Origin of the sequence: Georgenia sp. Z1344, assembly GCF_049856295.1 — a bacterium.
Lineage (GTDB): Bacteria > Actinomycetota > Actinomycetes > Actinomycetales > Actinomycetaceae > JB111.
Genome location: NZ_JBNDMZ010000015.1, coordinates 1 through 19,202 on the forward strand (window position 1 = coordinate 1; position 19,202 = coordinate 19,202).

The 19,202-nt window shown below is 73.7% G+C and carries 19 protein-coding genes; 8 read left to right on the plus strand and 11 right to left on the minus strand.

Annotated elements, in window-relative coordinates:
* Positions 1-45: 45 nt before the first annotated feature.
* Together ACPYO6_RS15105 and ACPYO6_RS15110 are read left to right on the plus strand one after the other, a co-directional pair.
* On the plus strand, positions 46-432 hold the full coding sequence (locus ACPYO6_RS15105; RefSeq protein WP_425713778.1) for a hypothetical protein: 387 nt from the start codon (positions 46-48) through the stop codon (positions 430-432).
* A gap of 74 nt (positions 433-506) precedes the next feature.
* Positions 507-1,499, plus strand: a complete 993-nt coding sequence (locus tag ACPYO6_RS15110) for an IS3 family transposase (protein WP_425713788.1) — start codon at positions 507-509, stop codon at positions 1,497-1,499.
* 178 nt (positions 1,500-1,677) lie between these two features.
* Here ACPYO6_RS15110 and ACPYO6_RS15115 read toward each other — a convergent pair whose 3' ends face one another.
* From ACPYO6_RS15115 to ACPYO6_RS15125, 3 genes are read right to left on the minus strand one after another with little or no spacing between them, the layout of a single operon-like run.
* Complete coding sequence (locus ACPYO6_RS15115; protein ID WP_425715599.1) at positions 1,678-2,685, minus strand: Gfo/Idh/MocA family protein; 1,008 nt, start codon at positions 2,683-2,685, stop codon at positions 1,678-1,680.
* Between the two features lie 17 nt (positions 2,686-2,702).
* Complete coding sequence (locus tag ACPYO6_RS15120) at positions 2,703-3,809, minus strand: DegT/DnrJ/EryC1/StrS family aminotransferase (protein ID WP_425715666.1); 1,107 nt, start codon at positions 3,807-3,809, stop codon at positions 2,703-2,705.
* Positions 3,810-3,823: 14 nt separating this feature from the next.
* The gene (locus ACPYO6_RS15125; RefSeq protein WP_425715600.1) at positions 3,824-4,423 is read right to left on the minus strand and encodes an acyltransferase; all 600 of its coding nucleotides are present in this window, start codon (positions 4,421-4,423) and stop codon (positions 3,824-3,826) included.
* Positions 4,424-4,528: 105 nt separating this feature from the next.
* On the opposite strand from ACPYO6_RS15125, the gene ACPYO6_RS15130 reads away from it, so the two are divergent.
* From ACPYO6_RS15130 to ACPYO6_RS15150, 5 genes are all read left to right on the plus strand, one after another.
* Positions 4,529-5,221, plus strand: coding sequence for a glycosyltransferase family 2 protein (locus ACPYO6_RS15130; RefSeq protein ID WP_425715601.1), 693 nt, complete (start codon positions 4,529-4,531; stop codon positions 5,219-5,221).
* The gene (locus ACPYO6_RS15135; protein ID WP_425715602.1) at positions 5,221-5,688 is read left to right on the plus strand and encodes a DUF2304 domain-containing protein; all 468 of its coding nucleotides are present in this window, start codon (positions 5,221-5,223) and stop codon (positions 5,686-5,688) included. Before ACPYO6_RS15130 ends, ACPYO6_RS15135 begins: the two co-directional genes overlap by 1 nt.
* Positions 5,689-5,834: 146 nt before the next feature.
* Positions 5,835-7,250, plus strand: a complete 1,416-nt coding sequence (locus ACPYO6_RS15140) for an LCP family protein (RefSeq protein WP_425715603.1) — start codon at positions 5,835-5,837, stop codon at positions 7,248-7,250.
* Between the two features lie 82 nt (positions 7,251-7,332).
* A complete protein-coding gene (locus tag ACPYO6_RS15145) occupies positions 7,333-8,892 on the plus strand; it encodes an LCP family protein (protein WP_425715604.1) in 1,560 nt (519 codons plus the stop codon).
* A gap of 46 nt (positions 8,893-8,938) precedes the next feature.
* Positions 8,939-10,360 carry a hypothetical protein gene (locus ACPYO6_RS15150; RefSeq protein ID WP_425715605.1) on the plus strand — a complete coding sequence of 474 codons (1,422 nt, stop codon included), beginning with the start codon at positions 8,939-8,941 and terminating at the stop codon, positions 10,358-10,360.
* A gap of 53 nt (positions 10,361-10,413) precedes the next feature.
* Here the strand turns inward: ACPYO6_RS15150 and ACPYO6_RS15155 are convergent, their stop codons facing one another.
* The 3 genes from ACPYO6_RS15155 to ACPYO6_RS15165 all read right to left on the minus strand — a co-directional run bounded on the left by ACPYO6_RS15155 (position 10,414) and on the right by ACPYO6_RS15165 (position 13,440).
* A complete protein-coding gene (locus ACPYO6_RS15155; RefSeq protein ID WP_425715606.1) occupies positions 10,414-11,661 on the minus strand; it encodes an amidohydrolase in 1,248 nt (415 codons plus the stop codon).
* 7 nt (positions 11,662-11,668) lie between these two features.
* Positions 11,669-12,169 carry a 5-(carboxyamino)imidazole ribonucleotide mutase gene (purE, locus tag ACPYO6_RS15160; RefSeq protein ID WP_425715667.1) on the minus strand — a complete coding sequence of 167 codons (501 nt, stop codon included), beginning with the start codon at positions 12,167-12,169 and terminating at the stop codon, positions 11,669-11,671.
* A gap of 86 nt (positions 12,170-12,255) precedes the next feature.
* On the minus strand, positions 12,256-13,440 hold the full coding sequence (locus ACPYO6_RS15165) for a 5-(carboxyamino)imidazole ribonucleotide synthase (RefSeq protein WP_425715607.1): 1,185 nt from the start codon (positions 13,438-13,440) through the stop codon (positions 12,256-12,258).
* Between the two features lie 76 nt (positions 13,441-13,516).
* Between ACPYO6_RS15165 and ACPYO6_RS15170 the strand changes: the two genes are divergently transcribed.
* Positions 13,517-14,140, plus strand: a complete 624-nt coding sequence (locus ACPYO6_RS15170) for a GtrA family protein (RefSeq protein ID WP_425715608.1) — start codon at positions 13,517-13,519, stop codon at positions 14,138-14,140.
* A 41-nt stretch (positions 14,141-14,181) separates the two neighbouring features.
* On the opposite strand, the gene ACPYO6_RS15175 is transcribed toward ACPYO6_RS15170, so the two are convergent.
* The 5 genes from ACPYO6_RS15175 to ACPYO6_RS15195 all read right to left on the minus strand — a co-directional run bounded on the left by ACPYO6_RS15175 (position 14,182) and on the right by ACPYO6_RS15195 (position 19,190).
* Entirely contained in the window at positions 14,182-14,826 is a 645-nt protein-coding gene (locus tag ACPYO6_RS15175) for a lysoplasmalogenase (protein WP_425715609.1), read from the minus strand.
* 89 nt (positions 14,827-14,915) lie between these two features.
* Complete coding sequence (locus ACPYO6_RS15180; protein ID WP_425715610.1) at positions 14,916-16,238, minus strand: ATP-binding protein; 1,323 nt, start codon at positions 16,236-16,238, stop codon at positions 14,916-14,918.
* A 1-nt stretch (position 16,239) separates the two neighbouring features.
* The gene (locus tag ACPYO6_RS15185) at positions 16,240-16,926 is read right to left on the minus strand and encodes a response regulator transcription factor (protein WP_425715611.1); all 687 of its coding nucleotides are present in this window, start codon (positions 16,924-16,926) and stop codon (positions 16,240-16,242) included.
* Between the two features lie 140 nt (positions 16,927-17,066).
* Positions 17,067-18,248, minus strand: coding sequence for an adenylate/guanylate cyclase domain-containing protein (locus tag ACPYO6_RS15190; protein WP_425715668.1), 1,182 nt, complete (start codon positions 18,246-18,248; stop codon positions 17,067-17,069).
* An 81-nt stretch (positions 18,249-18,329) separates the two neighbouring features.
* Positions 18,330-19,190 (minus strand): biotin--[acetyl-CoA-carboxylase] ligase, encoded by an 861-nt coding sequence (locus ACPYO6_RS15195; protein ID WP_425715612.1) that lies wholly within the window; start codon positions 19,188-19,190, stop codon positions 18,330-18,332.
* Between the last annotated feature and the right edge of the window lie 12 nt (positions 19,191-19,202).

Consider the following 19,202-nt stretch of genomic DNA (forward strand, 5'->3'; position numbering starts at 1 on the left):
CGCCCCCTGTGTGTCAGCCTGGGTGTGAGTCGATCGAGGAGGTCGATGTTGGCACGTCTGCGCACTCCGCAGGAGAAGGCTGAGTTCGTGGCCGAGTACCTGGTTGTCGAGCACGGTCAGAAGTTGGCATGGCTCGCAGAGAGGGGGATCGACTCGCGAACGATGAGTCGTTGGCGTAAGGCGTTCTTCTTTGGCGATCTGGATGCCGAGCTGATTCCCAGGGACACTTCCTTGATGGATGTCGCTGGTGGAGCCAAGTTCAAACAGCTCGAGGTCCAGCTCGCGGCGGAGAAGGCTGCGCGGGAGGCCGATCGGCGGGAACACGCCGCTGAGATCGAGCGACTCCAGGAGGTCAACGATGCGCTGGGAAAAGCTATCGGGCTCTTGCACGACCGCGCCGGCGAGCAGCAGGAGCCCAAGGACGAGAGCTGAACCCAACCACCGGCTCGGGTACGGCGACGGGCGGTTCGGACTTCATCGCGTTCGAGAACGAGCTGGTCGCTGAGATCAAGAGCTATGGGACCAGTCAGCGCGCCACCTTGGAACTGCTCGGGATCAGTCGCGCGACGTGGCACTACCGCCGCCATCCCCGCGACCGGGTGCCCGGTCCGGTTCCGCAGGCACGGCGGGACTATCCCAACCGGGTCACCGACGCCGAGCGGGAGCAGATCCTGGGACTGATCGCCCAGGGGTTCGCCGTCGGTCGCGGCGTGTACTCGTCGTGGCACGACGCGTTGGACGCGGGCGATCCGATCGCCTCGCTCAGGACGTGGCACCGGCTCGCCGCTGCTCATCTGGGGCCGCAACGGCCCAGCCGGCCCCGGCGCCGGCGGCGGGCCAGCGCGATGCCGCAGTTCCGAGCCACCGCGCCCAACCAGGTCTGGTGCTGGGACATCACCAAGCTCGCGGGCAAGTACCACGGGCAGTGGCTCAGTCTCTATCTCGTCATCGACGTCTTCTCGCGCCTGGTCGTGGGCTGGCGGGTTGAACAGGGCGAGGACGATGACCTGGCCCGAGCGATGTTCGAGACCGCGTTCGACGCGCAGGGCACGCACCCGCAGATCGTGCACTCCGATGGCGGCCCGTCGATGATGTCCGACACCCTGTCCGACCTCTACCGCGAGCTGGGCATTACCCGCTCACGTAACCGGCCCCGGGTCTCCAACGACAATCCGTACGCCGAATCATGGTTCAAGACAGCGAAGTACCAGTCCCGCTATCCCGGCTGGTTCCACGACATGGCCCATGCTCGTCGCTGGGCCACGACCGTGATCACCGACTACAACACCACTCACCGGCACACGTCGCTCGAGGGCCACACACCGCAGAGCGTCCATGACGGCAGCTGGCGCACTGTCCATCACCAGCGACAGTCCACTCTCGAAGACCTGGCCGCCCGCCACCCCGAGCGCTACCCCCGCACCCCCCGAATCAGAGCACCGTTAGCGAACGTCACTCTCAACACCGAACAATCAACCCAACGACTCCAAACAGGTTGACACCTTCCGGCCGTGAGTACTCTCGGCGCACAACCCGACTCCTCGGCGGGAGACCGTCCTTTCGGCGAGAAGTTGTGTGGTCGCCGAGCAGGTTGCCGGTCGGCACGCGCGGGCGAACGGCACGAGGGGCCGACCGGTGACGGTCGGCCCCTCGTGGTGCTGCGTCAGCGATCAGCGGCTACAGCTGGACGGCCACACCGTCGCCGGCGGCGGAGAGGATCGCCTCGACGACCTCGAGCGTGTGCACACCCTCGGCCATCGACACGACCTCGTCGCCCTCCCCGCGCACGGCGTCGCGGAACCGCTCCTGCTCGACCCGCAGCGGCTCGCGCTTGGGGATCGCGTAGGTCGTGATGTCGCCCTCGGACACGCCGCGGAAGGCGGCCACGGCGTCCCACTCGGTGGGGATCGTGCCGTTGGCGTAGAAGGTGAGGTCGATGTTGAGGGTGTCGGCCACGAGGGCCCCGCGCTCACCGGTCACGACGGTCCGGCGCTCCTTGAAGGGCGAGAGCCAGTTGACGGTGTGCCCCACCATCGTCCCGTCGGCGAGCTGTCCGGTGGCCAGCACCATGTCCTCGAACTCGCGACCCGAGCGGTGCGTGGTCCGCGCCCAGATCGAGCTGTACGGCGAGCCGGCGACGAACGCGGCGAGGTCGACGTCGTGGGTCGCGAGGTCCTTGACCACGCCGACGTCGGAGATCCGCGCCGGGAACGGGCCCTGCCGGAAGGTCTGGATCTGGTAGATCTCGCCGAGGAACCCCTCGGCCAGCTTGTCCCGCAGCGCGACGATCGCCGGGTTGCACCGCTCGACGTACCCGACGGCGCCGGTGAGCCCGGCCTCCTCGAAGGCGCCTGCGACGCGGCGACCTGCGGCGACGTCGTGCGCGATGGGCTTCTCGACCATCGTGTGGATGCCGGCCTCGGCGAGCTTGAGGGCGACCTCCTCGTGGTAGATCGTCGGCACGGCGACCATGGCCGCCTCGATGCCGGCGTCGATGAGCGACTCGACGTCGCTGCCCACCGTCAGCGACCCGGCGACGCCGAAGCGGTCGCCACCCGGGTCGGCCACGGCCACGAGGTCCATGCCCTCGGTCTCCCGGATGACCCGGGCGTGGTGGCGCCCCATCGAGCCCAGCCCGATGAGCCCCACGCGCAGCGGGGCATCGGTCGCAGTCGTTCCAGCCACGTTGTCTCCCATCGCGATCAGGCCCCCGCCCCGGTCACGGCCTCGACCGCGGCCGCGATGCGGTCGAGGTCGCCCTGCTCGAGGGAGGGGTGCACGGGCAGCGAGATGACCTGCTGCGCGGCGCGCTCGGTCTCGGGCAGCTCGAGGCCCGGCGAGAAGACGGCGAGGGACTCGAGGCGGTGGTTGGGGATCGGGTAGTACACGCCGCAGCCCACCTTGTGCTCCGCGCGCAGCGCGGCGACGATGCGGTCGCGCTCGGCGCCGCCGTCGCCCTCGACGGGCACGCGGACCGTGTACTGGTGGTAGACGTGCTCGGCGCCCTCGGCGACCGGGGGCACCACCACGCCGCGCAGGTTGGCGTCGAGGAACGCGGCGTTGGCCCGGCGCCGCTCGGTCCAGCCGAGGACCTTGCCGAGCTGGACGCGGCCGATCGCGGCGTGCACGTCGGTCATCCGCGTGTTGTAGCCGACGACCTCGTTCTCGTACTGCTTCTCCATGCCCTGGTTGCGCAGGAGGCGCACCCGGCGGGCCAGCTTCTCGTCGCCCGTGGTGACCATGCCGCCCTCGGCGGAGGTCATGTTCTTCGTCGGGTAGAGGGAGAACGCGGCGAAGGCGCCGAACGTGCCGACCTGGCGGCCGCGGTAGGTGGCGGCGTGGGCCTGGGCGGCGTCCTCGAAGATCTGCAGGTCGTGCTCGTCGGCGATCGCCTGGAGCGCGTCCATGTTCGCCGGGTGCCCGTACAGGTGGACGGGCATGATGCCGCGCGTGCGCTCGGTGACCGCGGCACGCACCGACTCGGGGTCGAGGCAGAAGTGCTCGGGCTCGATGTCCGCGAACACCGGCGTCGCGCCGGTCAGCGCCACCGAGTTGCCGGTCGCCGCGAACGTGAAGGACGGGACGATGACCTCGTCGCCCTCACCGATGCCGGCGGCGACCAGGCCCATGTGCAGGGCGGACGTGCCGGAGTTGACGGCCACGGCGGTGCGGCCGGCGGCCAGGACCGAGGCGAACTCCTCCTCGAAGGCCTTGACCTCGGGCCCCTGGGCGATCATGCCGGTCCGCATCACGCGGTCGACCGCCGCGCGTTCCTCGTCGCCGATGACCGGCTTCGCCGCGGGGATCATGGGCAGCTCGTCGTTCACGCGTTCTCCTCCGTCTCGGTCAGCACGCCGTTCGTCTCGACGTACCGCTGCCCGGTCAGCGGGCACCGCCATTGTTCCCCGTCCTGGACGAGTCGGGCGCCCGAACGTCCTACCCATCCGATCTGCTTCGCGGGTACGCCGGCCACGAGGGCGTACGGGGTGACGTCCTTGGTCACCACGGCGCCGGCAGCCACGGTCGCCCAGGCGCCCACCGTCACGGGCGCGACGCACACGGCGCGGGCGCCGATCGCGGCGCCCTCCTCGATGGTCACGCCGACCGCGTCCCAGTCGGAGGCGGACTTGAGCGAGCCGTCCGGGTTGATCGCACGGGGATAGGTGTCGTTCGTCAGCACGGCCGCGGGCCCGATGAACACGCCGTCGCCGAGCCGCGCGGGCTCGTACACGAGCGCGTAGTTCTGGACCTTGCAGTGCCGCCCCATCTGCACGCCGGTGCCGATGTAGGCGCCGCGCCCCACGACGCAGCCCTCCCCCATCTCGACGTCCTCCCGCACCTGCGCGAGGTGCCAGACGGAGCTGCCGTCGCCGATGCGAGCGGTCTCCGCCACGTCGGCGGAGTCCACGATCCGTGCGGTCATGCGCTGCCCTTCGTGTCGAGGCCGACGCCCCGCCCCGGGCGAGCCGCTCACGCGACCGGCCCGCGCACGGCACGCTGCCCTGCTGTCGTCCACGAGCCTGCGACAATGCGGCCCATGCCCATGGTGCCACCCGTGGACGACGCCTGGCTCGTCATCCCCGTCTTCAACGAGGCGTCCGTCATCGGTCGCGTCGTGTCGGAGGCGCGCGAGACGTTCCCGCACATCGTCTGCGTCGACGACTCGTCGACCGATGCCTCGGGGGCCGCGGCCGCCGCGGCGGGCGCCGTCGTCGTCACGCACCCGTTCAACCTCGGGCAGGGGGCGGCGCTGCAGACCGGCATCGAGTACGTCCTCACGCGCACCGACGCCCGCTACCTCGTCACCTTCGACGCCGACGGGCAGCACCGGGTGGTCGACGCGGTCGACATGGTGGAGAGGGCCCGCACCGAGGACCTCGCCGTGGTCTTCGGCTCCCGCTTCCTCGACGACCGCACGAAGCCGGGCCTGCTCAAGCGGCTCGTCCTCAAGACGGCCGTGTGGGTGACCAACCAGTCCACCGGCATGCGTCTGACCGACGCCCACAACGGTCTGCGGGTCATCCGACGCGACGCCGCCCGGCACGTCGACCTGCGGCAGAACCGCATGGCGCACGCCACCGAGATCGTGCTCCAGCTCGGCCGCACGTCGCTGCCGTGGTCGGAGCACCCGATCGAGATCGTCTACACCGACTACTCCAAGGCCAAGGGCCAGTCGCTGCTCAACTCCGTCAACATCCTGTGGGAGCTGGTGATCCGCTGATGCCCGTCTCCGGAGACACGCGGATCATCCAGATCCTCCTCCTCGTCGCCGTCGTCGCCTTCACCGTCCTGCTCACCCGGTCGACGGCGGGCTCCCGCCACCAGGCGATCCGCCGGCTCGGGCTCCTCGGCTTCATGGCGCTCGCCGCGATCTCGGTGCTGTTCCCCTCGTGGGTCTCGTCGGTGGCCCGGTTCGTCGGCGTCGGGCGTGGCACGGACCTCGTGCTCTACATCCTCGTCGTCGTGTTCTTCGGCTACGTGGTCGTCACGGCCCGGGGGCACGCACGGCGCGACCGGCAGACGACGATCCTCGCCCGGCGGCTCGCCATCCGGGAGGCCGACGGCGAGGTCCGGCGCGCACCGTCGGGGACCCCGCACACCCCCGACGACGACACCCGCCACGCGCCCGACGACGAACCCCTGCGTGACGCGGACGACCCCGTCGAGGACCGCCGGGCCGACGGCTAGCACCCGCACCACCGACCCACCGGCCCCACCTGGGACGAGACGCCTCCCACATCGCGGGCCGAGGACCAGCGCGGGGGCAGAACTCCCCGCCGCCATGCCGTCGACGGACGTCCACCTTTCGGCCACCCGGCCGTATCGTGAGAGTCATGCCGCCCGACGCCGAGGACGGCGCGGCCGAGCCGGAGACGCCGCGCGAGGAGCCCTACCAGCCCCGGCACCGCAAGCCTGCCCCGGCGCAGCGGCGGCGGCGCCGCGGACCGATCATCGCGGGGGCCGCCACGGCGGTCGTCGCCGTCGGGATCGGTGCGGTCGCCGCGATGTACAACGACCTCCAGGGCAACATCACCACCGAGGACGTCACGCACCTCCTCGACGAGGACGAGCGCCCCACCGTCGTCGAGGACCCGGACGACCCGAACGCCGGGCAGGCGATGAACATCCTCGTCATGGGCTCCGACACCCGCGAGGGCGCGAACAGCGCCCAGGGCGGTCAGGAGGACGTCGAGGGCATGCGCTCCGACACCACGATGATCGTCCACATCTCTTCGGACCGGGAGCGGGTCGACATCGTCTCGATCCCCCGGGACACGCTCGTGCCGATCCCCTCCTGCACGCTCGAGGACGGTTCCGAGACCGAGCCCGTCGAGGCCGGGATGTTCAACTCCGCCTTCCACACGGGCGGTCAGCACGGCGACGTGAGCGCGGCCGCCGCCTGCACGATCGCCACCGTCGAGGGCATGTCCGACGTCCGGATCGACGACTACATGGTGGTCGACTTCGCGGGGTTCATCGGCGTCGTCGAGGCCCTGGACGGGGTCCCGATGTACGTGGACGAGGACATCGACGACCCGGGTGCCGGGCTCGAGCTCGACGAGGGCTGCCAGATCCTCGACGGCGAGGAGGCGCTCGGCTACGCGCGCGCCCGCCAGACGCTCGGCGACGGCTCGGACATCTCCCGGATCGGCCGGCAGCAGCAGCTCGTCAGCGCCATCGCCCGCGACGTGCTCTCCAGCCGCGTCCTGTTCGACCTGCCGCGCCTGTACTCGGTGCTCGACGCCGGCACGCAGACCCTGACGACCTCGCCCGAGTTCGGCAGCATCCGCAACCTCGCCGGCCTCGCGGTCTCGCTGCGCGGCCTCGAGGGCGAGAACATCGGGTTCCTCACGATGCCCTGGGAGCCCGCGGGCTACCGCGTCACCCCGACCGAGGAGGCCGACGACGTGTGGGCCGCCCTGCGCGAGGACGAGCCGATCCCGGGGACGACCGCGGCGGCGGACCCCGAGCTCGGCGGCGGGACCCCGACCGACGAGTCGAACTCCGCGGGGACGGGCGAGAGCGCGTCCGAGGGGGCGTCGGAGGGTGCGTCGGACGGCGCGGCCCCGGAGGAGACCGGCACGGCGATCGGCACGGGCGGCGACCTGGCCCAGGAGGCACGGGACGCGGTCGCGGCGGAGGAGACCCCCACCGACGAGGCCGACAGCCACGGCACGCCCGACGACGCTGCCCCGCCCGCCCCGACGGCCGAGCCGGAGGCCGCCCCCCTCCCGCCGTGCACCCGGTGACCACTCCACGGGGTGGTGCCACCCGGTCGGTCGGGATCGCGGATAGCCTGCGGATCGCTGGACGACGACCCGGGGGGACACGATGAACGACGACGAGCTTCCGCCGTCGTACGCACCCCGCCGGGGGCGCCGGTCCGACGGTGCGCCGCAGCGACCGCCGCGGTCCGAGCGTCCCGCGGGCTCCGGGGCCGACGGTGCGCGTGACGGCGCCGGTGCCGCCACCGGCGCGACCCGGGTGAACCCGCGCCGCTCGTCCGCCGCGCCGCCTCCTCCGCCGAACGACCAGGGCAACGCCACCGTGCGGCGGTCGATCCGTCAGAGCCCGGCCGCCTCCCCGCGCCGCGCGGCCGCCGACCGCAGCGGCATCCCCACGCGCGCCGACGCAGGTGGCGCCCCCGTCGGTGGGCCCCGCGACGCCGGGGCCGCCCGCGCCGGTGGGCACGGCGACGCCGGGGCCACCCGCGCGATGCCCGCCGCCGTGGCGGACGGCTGGAACGACGGCCACGCGCAGGCCGCACAGCCCCCGCCGTCGTACGCACCGCCGTCGTCCTCGCGGGCCGGCCGGTCCGCCGGGCCGCAGTACCCGGACCAGCCGCAGCACGCCCCCGGCCCGCAGCACCCCGGTGGTCCGCGGTATCCCGACGACCCCGGCCACCGCCCGCCACCGCCGCCGGGTCGGCCCCCGCGGCAGCGGCGTCGTCGTCGGCCGGGACGAGTGATCGCCCTCGTGCTCGTCACCCTCCTCGTGCTCGTCGTCGCGTGGCCCGTGGGCCTCGCGATCTGGGCCGACGGCCGGATCGCACACACCACCGCGCTCTCGGGCGCCGAGGACACGACCGGCACCACCTACGTCCTCGCGGGCACCGACACCCGCGGCGGCGCCATCGAGGACGGGGTCGAGGGCTCGCGCTCGGACTCGATCCTCGTGCTGCACGACCCGGAGTCCGGCACTCCCTCGCTCATCTCGCTGCCGCGCGACACCCTCGTCGAGATCCCCGGGCACGGCGACAACAAGCTCAACGCCGCCTACTCGCTCGGCGGGCCCGAGCTGCTCGTCCAGACCGTCGAGGAGCTCATGGGGCTCACCGTCGACCACTACGTGGAGATCGGCATGGGCGGACTCTCGGACATCGTCGACGCGGTCGGCGGGGTCGAGCTCTGCCTCGACTACGACGTGGAGGACGAGTTCTCCGGACTCAGCTGGCAGGCCGGGTGCCACGTCTCCGACGGCGAGACCGCCCTCGCGTTCGCCCGGATGCGCTACTCCGACCCCACCGGTGACATCGGCCGCGGGCTGCGCCAGCGCCAGGTCATCGGCGCGATCGCCGACTCCGTGGCAACGCCCGGCACCCTGCTCGACCCGCGACGCCACGTCTCGCTCGCCCGGACCGGCACCGACGTCCTCATCACCGACGAGGAGACCGGCATCGTCGACCTCGGCCGGCTCGCCCTCGCGTTCCGGGGCGCCTCGAACGGCGGGTTCGTCGGCGCACCGCCCGTGGCCGACCCCGCCTACCGGGCCGGCGGCCTCGGCGTGACCGTCCTGCTCGACGCCGACGCGATGCCCGCGTGGCTCGAGTCCGTCCGCGACGGGACGATCGCCCCGTCCTCGGAGGAGCCGACGACCCCCGCGGGCGGCTAGCGTCGGGGGTGTGCGCGGCGCACCGGTCGCGCGAGGAAGGACTTCGATGAACACCGACGCCCACGAGGGGTTCGCCCCGCGGCGCCCCACGCCCGAGGACGACGCCCGGCTCGGCGCCGAGGTCGACCGCGCCGGGCACCTGCTCGACGCCGGGGACCACGCCGCGGCCGTCACCGCCCTCGGCGACGTCCTCGGTTGGTCCGAGTCCCTCTACGGCCCCGCCGACGCCGACGTCCTGCTCGTGCGCGGGGAGCTCGGCAAGGCCCTCGGGCTGCTCGGTCGCCACTACGAGGCCGTCGACGTCCTCGGCCCCGGGGTGGTTCTTGCCCGCGAGCTCGGCCCGGAGGACGCCGAGACCCGCACCGGTCTCATCTCCGCGCTCATCGACGCGCTGCGCGCCTCGGGTCGGGGCGAGGAGACGCCGTCGCTCGAGCGTGAGCTCGAGGAGGCCGGTGGCGGGTCGTCCGCCGGTGGCGGGTCGTACGCCGCCGCGCACGGGCGCGAGGCGGGCAACGGAGCCGGCGGCGTCGGTGGCGGTGACGGGGCGCCCGGTGGGGCGAACGTCGACGGCCTCGGCGAGGGCGGCCCGCACCAGGCCGATGCGCACGCGGACGGTGGGGCGCACGCGGCCGGCGCGGCACACGCGGCCGCGGACGAGGTGCCCGACCACGACCGGTTCGCCGGGCCGGACGGCTCGGACGACCTCGACGACACCGGCGCGCCCGTGACGACCGGCTCGCACGCGAGCACCGGGGCGATGTCCGGGGTGGGCTCGGCGTCGGGCGGCTCGTCGCTCGCCGACGACCTCCGTGCGGCCGCGACCACCGGCGTCGAGCCGGAGCGGGCCCAGGAGCTCGTCGACCGCGCGGACTCCCCCGCCGACCGCCAGCTCCTCCCCGACGCGCTGCTCCTGCTCGCCGAGGCCCGCACGCGCGCGGAGGACCCGGACGGCGCGGTCGAGGCCTACGCCCGCCGCGCGGAGGCCGTCTCCTCGCTCGACGGCCCGACCTCGGGGACCGCCCTGCGCGCCGGCGCCCGCCACGTCACCGCCCTGGTCGAGGCCGGGCAGCTCGACGAGGCCCTCGACGCCAACATGTTCCTCGGCCGTGACGCGCGCCGGTACCGCCCCGAGGACCTCGAGCTCGCCGACATCGCGACGGCCCGCAGCGCAGACCTGCTCGCCGCCAAGGGGCGGTTCGAGGAGGCGCGCCAGGTGTTCGCCGAGCTGGTCGCGCTGCGGTCGAACCGGCCCGGCGTCGGTCCCGAGCACCTCTCCACGCTCGACGCCCGCCACCGCGAGGCGTGGGCGACCCTCGAGGTCGACCCGGGCCGGGCGCTGGCCCAGTTCGAGGAGCTGAGCGGCGACCTCGAGCGCCTGCTCCCGCCGGACCACCCGCTGATCGAGCAGGCCGCGAACGGAGCCGAGGAGGCGCGCTCGGACCTCGCCGGCGGGCCGGCGCAGGGCTGAGCGGGGGCTGAGCGAGGGCGGACCAGGGGCTCAGCGAGGGCCGACCGAGCCTCCTACGCCCCCGCGTCGTCCGCCCCGGCGCCGAGGTGCGCCCGCGCGGCCGCGACCTGCGCACGAACCGCAACCTCGAGCGTGGGGTCGATGACGGGCGCGAACATCGGCGAGTGGTTGGCCGGGATCTCGGTCGCCACGGCGTCGCGACCGGCGGCGTCGTCGTAGGTGTCCGCGTCGACGCACCCGACGAACCAGTACGCGTACGGCGCACCGAACGCGTCGCCGATCCGGGCGAAGTCCTCCGAGGCCGTCATCGGGGTCGCCTCGAGCACCGCCTCGGCGCCGAGGTCGGCGCGCAGGCCCTCGGCGGTGCGCGCCACCACGGCCTCGTCGTTGTCGGTGAGCGGGAACTGGTCGTAGTACGCGAACTCGGGCTCGCGCGGCGTCCCCGCCGCCTCGCACTCGCCGTGCACGATGCGCTCGACCGCCTCGATCACCTGCTCGCGCACGACCGGGTCGTAGTTGCGCAGGTTGAGCAGGAGCTCGGCGCGGTCGGGGATGATGTTGGCCGACGTCCCGGCCCGCACCGCGCCGACCGTGACCACCGCGAACGTCCCCGGCTCGATCTCCCGGGCCACGACGCCCTGGAGTCGCTGGACGACGTCGGCGGCGAGCACGACCGGGTCGACCGCCGTGTGCGGCATCGACCCGTGCGCGCCGCGGCCGTGCAGGGTGATCCGCACCGAGTCCCCCATCGACAGCACGGGCCCCGGGGCGATCGCCACCGTGCCCGCCGCGATCGGCATGACGTGCTGGCCGAGGACGACGTCCGGCGTCGGGACCTTGTCCGTCAGGCCGTCGTCGATCATCGCCTGCGCGCCGGCGGCGTCCTCCTCCGAGGGCTGGAAGAGGGCGACGTACGTGCCCGACCAGTCCGCCCGCCGCTCGGCGAGCACGCCGAGTGCGCCGACCAGGGCGGCGGTGTGCATGTCGTGCCCGCACGCGTGCATGACGCCCTCGACCTCGGACGCGTAGGCGAGGCCGGTCGCCTCGGTGACGGCGAGCGCGTCCATGTCCGCGCGGGCGAGCACGGTCGGCCCGTCCCCGTTCTCCAGCACGACGACGACGCCGGTGCCGCCGATGCGCACGGGCGTCAGCCCGAGGGCCGTGACCTCCGCCTCGACCCGTTCGGCCGTCCGGTGCTCCGCCAGGCCGAGCTCGGGCGTGCGGTGGAGGTCGGTGTAGAGGGCGCGCAGGTGTGCGAGGCGGCCGTCAGCCTCGAGACCGGCACCGACCTCGAGGGGCACCGCCACCTCAGTCGTCCCGGTGGTCGTCGGCGAGCGAGGCGCGCAGCCGGGCACCGCGGGCGCGGGCGGAGTCGGCAAGGTCGGACTGGAAGTCGATCATCCGGTCGCGCAGCTCCTCGGCCCGCGCGCCCTCGCCGGCGCCGAGGATCCGGGCGGCGAGGAGGCCGGCGTTGCGGGCCCCGCCGATCGAGACCGTCGCGACGGGCACGCCCGCGGGCATCTGGACGATCGAGAGGAGGGAGTCCATGCCGTCGAGGTGCGCGAGCGGCACCGGCACGCCGATCACCGGGAGCGGGGTGACGGCGGCGAGCATGCCGGGCAGGTGGGCGGCCCCGCCGGCGCCGGCCACGATGACGCGCAGCCCGCGGCGGGCGGCGGCGCGCCCGTACTCGAGCATCTCGTCCGGCATCCGGTGGGCGGAGACCACGTCGACCTCGTGGCTCACGCCGAGCTCGTCGAGCGCGAGCGCGACGGCGGACATCACCCGCCAGTCCGAGTCCGACCCCATGACGATCCCGACCTCGACCACGACGTCCCCTCCGGCTCCGGCGGCACGCGCGTCCGCCCGTGCCTCATCCTGGCATCCCTGCGGGCTCAGGCGCGGTGCAGCAGCTCCACGGCCGCCCGCGCGGAGGCGAGCAGCCCCCCGTGGTCCTCCCCCACCTCGGTCACGTGGCCGAGCTTGCGGCCCGGCCGCACCTCCTTGCCGTAGAGGTGGACCTTCGCGCGCGGGTGCCCGGCGAGGACCGCGGGGTACGCGGCGGACGGCTCGGGCCGCTCGGCGCCGAGGAGGTTGACCATGACCGCGGCGGGGGCGAGCGGGGCGGTGTCCCCGAGCGGGAGGTCGAGAACGGCCCGCAGGTGCTGCTCGAACTGGCTGGTCACGGCGCCGTCGATCGTCCAGTGCCCCGAGTTGTGCGGCCGCATGGCGAGCTCGTTGACGAGGAGCCGTTCGCCGTCGTCGCCCGGGGCGAGGAACATCTCGACGGCGAGGACACCCGTGACGCCGAGCCCCGTCGCGACCTGTTCGGCGATCGCGCGCGCCTGCTCGGCGAGCTCATCGGTCAGGCCGGGCGCCGGCGCGAGCACCTCGGCGCACACCCCGCCGACCTGCCGCGTCTCGACGACCGGCCAGCTGCGGACCTCGCCCGTGGCGCCGTCCGGGCCCGCTGCGTCAGGTCCCGAGCCACCCGGCCGGCGCGCCGTCAGGGCCGCGAGCTCGCGCGTGAAGGGCACCTTCTCCTCGACGAGGAGCCGCGCGCCCGGGGCGAGGTCGGCGAGCCAGTCCGCCACGTCGCCCGGGGCGGAGACCACCCGCACGCCCTTGCCGTCGTAGCCGCCGCGGGCGGTCTTGACGACGACCGGACCGCCGGCCTCGGCGAGGGCGGCGGCGAGCTCGTCGGCGCTCGCCACGGTGGTCCACCAAGGGCACGGGACGCCGAGCGCGCCGAGGCGCTCGCGCATGACGATCTTGTCCTGCGCGTGCGTGAGCGCGTCCGGACCGGGGCGGACCGGTACGCCGGTGGCGGCGACGGCGGCCAGGACCTCGGCGGGGACGTGCTCGTGCTCGAAGGTGAGGACGTCGGCGCCCTCGGTGAGCCGGAGCACGGCGTCGCGGTCGTCGGCCCGTCCCACCACGGCGTCGGGGACCACCTGCGCGGTCGGCGCGTCCGCGGACTCGACGAGGACCCGCAGGTGCACGTCGAGAGCGAGCGCCGCCGGCGCCATCATGCGGGCGAGCTGCCCACCACCGATCACGGCCACGGTCCGTCGAGTCACGGGGAGACAGCCTAGACGGTGCGAACTCCCCCGCACCGGCCCCGTCCGCGCGGCCCCGCCCGCCTACAGTTGTCCGGTGCGACGCCTCATCGATCTCCTCCTGCGCGGCCAGACCTGGCGGGAGTGGTGGATCGAGTTCCTGCGGTTCTGCACGGTGGGGCTCTCGGCGTTCGTCGTCGACATCGGCCTGTTCAACCTCCTGCGCTTCGGCCCCGGCGAGCTCCTCATCGACAAGCCGTTGACGGCGAAGGTCATCTCGGTCGCCGTCTCGATCGTCGTGGCCTGGACCGGGAACCGGCTGTGGACCTTCCGGGAGAAACGGCGCTCGGCCGCCCACCGCGAGGCGCTGATGTTCCTGCTCGTCAACATCGGCGGCATGCTCGTGGCCGTCGGCTGCCTCGCGTTCTCGCACTACGTCCTCCGCCTCACCTCGCCGCTGGCGGACAACATCTCCGCCAACGGCGTGGGGCTCGTGCTCGGCACCGCGTTCCGGTACGTCTGCTACCGGTACGTCGTGTTCACCGAGGACCACTCGTCCGGCGGCGGCGCGGACGGGCAGACCCCCACGCCCGACGACGATCCCGCCGCGCCCGGTGCGCCCGCCGGCGGCGGGTCCGACCCGCAGAGTTCCGACCCGGTGGGCTCCGATCCGGTCGTGCACGGGTCGGTGTCCAGCGACAGCGCCACCGCTGACCGCTGACCGGCGACTACTGACCGGCAGCGAGCGGCGATGTGCGTGCGTCAGCCGCGCGCCCGCTCGCGGCCCTGGACCCGCACGACGCCCGCGGCGAGCAGCACCTGCGCGGCGACGTAGGTGAGCATCACCCACATCCCGTTCCCGGGCAGCTCGAGGCCGGCGAACGTGCGCAGGGCGATGAGCGAGTCCGAGACGATGAAGACGAGCGCGCCGACGGCGGCGGCCGTGCCGAGCGCCGGCGCCAGCATCGCGGTCGCGAGGATCGCCACGGCGTAGGCCACGACGGCCGGCAGAAGCGTGCCCGCGCCCTGCGCACACAGCATGACGAGCACGATCCCGTAGCCGAGGAACGGGAGCACGAGCACGGGCGCGCGCCACACGGGGGTGCCCCGACGGCGCGGCCACAGCGCGATCACCCAGCTCACGTGGGCGAGCAGGAACAGCGCGAGCATCGCCTCGAACCCACCCGTGTCGAGGAAGCGCGGCACGAGGTCGCCCCCCCAGGACAGGGCGAGCGCGGCGAGCGCCCAGGAGGTCGTGTGCGAGCGGGGCGCCGGGGTCAGGGCGAGGACCGCGACCATGAGCGGCGGCAGGAGGAGCGGCTGCGAGACCTCCCGCAGCCAGCCGGGCCCGGTGAGCTGGGCGACCAGGTGGGTGAGCGTGACGACGGCGAGGACCACCACGGACACGAGGGCGACGGAGACCTCGGTGCGGCCGGGCCCGCGGCGCGGACCGGGGCGTGCCTCACCCCGGGGCCCGTCGCGACGCCCGCCCCCGGTCACCGGCGCCCGCGCCTGCGGCCCACGGACACGAGGGCGCCCTGCGGGAGGACGGCCTCGGGGGTCAGCTCGCGCGGGACCGCGTGGACGAACACCCGGAAGATCGGGGGCCGCCGCTGCGTGAGCTCGAGCCGGCCGCCGTCGGCCGTCACCAGCTCGCGCGCGAGCGCCAGGCCCAGGCCCGTCCCGGACTTGCCGGACACGTGCTTGGTGAAGATCTCGGGCGCCAGCTCGTCGGAGACGCCGTCGCCCTCGTCGGCCACGTCGATGAACACGCCCTTGGCGCCGGAGGCCGAGCGGGTCGTCACGGTGGTGCTGCCGGCGCCGTACTTCAGCGAGTTCTCGATGAGGGTCGCCAGCACCTGGGACAGGGAGCCGGGCGTGACGAGGACGGGCATGTCGGCGTCGTCGGTGAAGGAGAGGTCGCGGTCCGCGGCGAGGAAGGTCTGCTGCCACTCCTCGTCCTGCTGGGCGAAGATCTCGTCGAGGTTGACGACCTCGGTCGAGCCGCCGCCCGCGGAGCGCGACGTCTTGAGCAGGTCGTCGACCACGCCGGTCAGGCGCTCGACCTGCTCGAGCGAGCGGCGCGCCTCGTCGCGCACCTCCTCCTGCTCGCTCGTCATCTCGATCTCCTCCAGGCGCATCGAGAGCGCGGCGAGCGGGGTGCGCAGCTGGTGGGACGCGTCCGCGGCGAACTGGCGCTCGGCGGCGAGCCGGCCGGCCATGCGGTCGGAGGTCCGCACGAGCTCATCGGCGACGAGGTCGATCTCCTCGATGCCGGAGACCTGCATGCGCGGCCGCACCTGGCCGGACCCGATCTGCTCGGCGGAGGCGGCGAGGTAGATGAGCGGGGCGGACAGGCGCCGCGCGAGCCGCGAGCCGATGGCCACCGCGATGCCGAGGGCCATCATCGAGGTGACGGCGATGATGCCGACCACCTGCATGACCCGGAACCACACCTGGGAGATCGGGATCTCCATGATCACCTCGGCGCCGGACGGGGTGCGGCTCACCGAGCGCATGACGTCGCCCTCGATGGCCGGTCCGCCGTTGAACACCTCGCCCTCGGGGCTGCGGACGACGATGTTGGCCTCGATGTTGTTCTGCCCGCCGACCCACGCGACGAGCATGTCGTCGTCGAGCTCCTCGTTCGTCGCGATGCGGCGCTCGACCGACCGGGACAGCGAGGAGTTGCGCAGGTCGAGGGTGGCGCGCTGGTCGCCCCAGATCATCGCCCCGCCGAACACCGCGAGCGGTGCGCCGACGACGAGGACCGCCACCGTCACCGCCACGACGATCATGCGGATCGCGCGGCGGCGCACATCACCCTCCGGAGGTCTCGAACCGGAAGCCGATCGCGCGGACGGTCGTGATGTAGCGCGGCTGGTCCGCGGAGTCGCCGAGCTTGCGACGCAGCCAGGACACGTGCATGTCGAGGGTCTTGGTGGATCCCGTGGGATCGGTCCCCCACACCTCCTGCATGATCGCCTCGCGCGTGACGACCGAGCCCGCGTCCCGCACGAGCACGCGCAGGAGCTCGAACTCCTTCGCGGTCAGGTGCATCTCGCGGGTGCCGCGGAAGGCGCGGTGGGCGGCGACGTCGACGCGGACGTCCTGCGCCACCAGCTCGTCCTCCTCGGTGATGTCCCCACCGGCGCGGCGCAGGAGCGCCCGGACGCGGGCGAGGAGCTCGGCCAGTCGGAAGGGCTTGGTGACGTAGTCGTCCGCCCCGGCGTCGAGCCCGACGACGAGGTCCACCTCGTCCGCCCGGGCCGTCAGCACGAGGATCGGCACGGTCAGGCCGCGTGAACGGATCGCACGGGCCACGTCCAGGCCGTCCATGTCCGGCAGCCCGAGGTCGAGGACCACGAGGTCGGCGCCACGGGCGACGTCCTCGAGGGCGGCACCTCCGGTGGTGTGGGAGCGCACCTCGTAACCCTCACGGCCGAGGGCGCGGGCGAGCGGTTCGGCGATCGCAGGGTCGTCCTCGACGAGCAGCACGTCAGTCACATCTGCATCGTAGGCGCAATCGTCAACGATTGGTCAAGTCGACGGGTCGTGGACGTGCCGGGGCGGTCGCGTCGGGGGCTCGGCGGATCGCGACGCGGGCTCAGCCGGTCGCGTGGCGGCACAGCCGGTGGCGTGGGGGCTCAGCCGGTCGCGCGCACGAGCTCGACCGGCGAAACCTGGCCGATCCCCTCGAGGCCGGCGGCCGGCAGCGGGACCATCCGGAACTCACCCACCCGGTCGCGGGCGGAGAGCTCGTCCGCGGTGGCGGAGTCCATGAGGACGGACCCGGCCGGGGCGACGTCGACGAGCCGCGAGGCGAGGTTGACGCTGGGGCCGAAGATGTCGCCGAACCGGGAGACCACCTCGCCCCAGACGAGGGAGGCGCGCACCGGCAGCATGCGCTCCTTCGCCGTGAGCGCGGCGATGAGGTCGACGCACACCTCGGCGGCGAGCACGAGGTCGTCGGCGACGTAGAGGACGGCGTCGCCGATCGTCTTGACGATGCGGGCGCCGGCCGAGGTGATGACGTCGCGCGAGGTGTACTCGAAGGTCTGGACGAGGTCGGCGAGCGCCGCGGAGCCGAGCTCGGTCGACCGGCGCGTGTAGGCGACCATGTCGACGAACCCGAGCGCGCGGGTGAGCGGGTAGCGCTCCGCCGAGCCGGCCGATCCCGGCGCCGTCGCGGGCTCGCGGCTCGCGACCTCCGCCTCCGTGCGGCGCAGGAGCGCGGCGAGCTGGCGCCGCCAGGCGTAGCTCAGCTGCTTCTCGAGCACGTCGGTGTGGTCGCCGACCTTGTCGAGGAACAGGCGCCGGGCGGACGTGTCGTCGATCCCGCGCTGGCGCGAGATCCCCTCGACGAGCGCCTCGGTCTGCCAGAGCACGAGCCGGTCGGTCGTGTGCGACTGCGCGCGCAGCAGCGAGATCGCGGTCGACATGTCGATCCTGCCGTCGTCGAGCTGCGTGGCCATCGAGCGCAGCGCCGCGACGTCCGAGTCGGTGAAGACGACGCTCGTCTCGCCGACGTTGGGGAAGCCCATCGCCCGCCAGAACGTGTGGGCGAGCTCGAGGGAGGTCCCGGCCTGCTCGGCCAGCTCGCGGATCGTGTACACGGCGTCGGAACCGATGAGGGCGCGCACCCGGTCGTCGACCGTGCCGGGGCCGATCGCTGCCTCCGCCGGTACCTGAGCCGCACTCTCGACACTGTCGGAGGTGGCCGCCGGCGCCTGAGCCGCACTCTCGGCAAGTTCAGGGGCGCCGGGGTCGACGCGGGCCCCACCGTCGGACGGGCCGACGGCAGGTCGGCCCTCCGGCGTGCGCTGCATCACAGGGCGATCGTAGTGGGTGCCCGCCGGTCGTGGGTGGGCCCTCCGACCTGTGGCCGGTCGGCGGCGTTCAGGCCGGGATCAGGGCGCGACCTCGTCGTCGTGCAGGACGGTCCCGTCCCCCGCCGTCCCGTCCCCGGCGGGGAGCGCCGGGTCGACCTGGACGAACCTCACGTGCGTGACGTCGCCGGTGACGAGGACGTGCTCCTCGCCGGAGTCGTCGACCACGACGAGCGCGCCGGTCGGGTCGAGCCGTTCCGCCCGGCCGGTGATCTCGGAGCCGTCGGGCAGCGTGACGCGCACGGACTTCCCGATCGTGATCGACCCCTGGGCCACCTCGTCGGCCAGCCCCGCCTCCTCCGCGTCGCCGCCCGCCGCCACGAGCCGGTCGAGCAGGCCCGGCAGGTGCGTGCCGATCGCCTCGAGCACCTGCGCGGGCGTGGCGACGACGCCGACGTCGCCGAGGCTCGCCCCCCACTCGACCGGCACGCTGCCGGGGGCGAGGTTGACGCCGATTCCGACGACGAGCGCGCGCGTGCGTGGGCTGACCTCGACGAGGATGCCGGCCACCTTGCGGGCCCGCCCCCAGCCGTCGACCGGATCGGTACCGGCGCCGAGGAGGACCACGTCGTTGGGCCACTTCGTGGCGGCGGGCACGCCGAGGTCGGTGAGCGCCCGGCGCACGGCGAGCGCCACGACGACCGGCACCCAGGTGGTGCGCACCGGCGGCAGGTCGACCCGCAGGACGATCGACGCGGTGAGGGCCGAGCCCTCCGCGGTGACCCACTCGCGCCCGGCGCGGCCCCGTCCGTCGGTCTGGTGGTGCGCCGCGAGCACGGACAGGTGCGGCCAGGCTTCGGGGTCGGTGTCCGCGAGTGCGAGCGCGTCGGCGTTCGTCGAACCGGTCGAGTCGACCTCGACCACGCGGCTGAAGGTGCTCATGGTCAGAGCCAA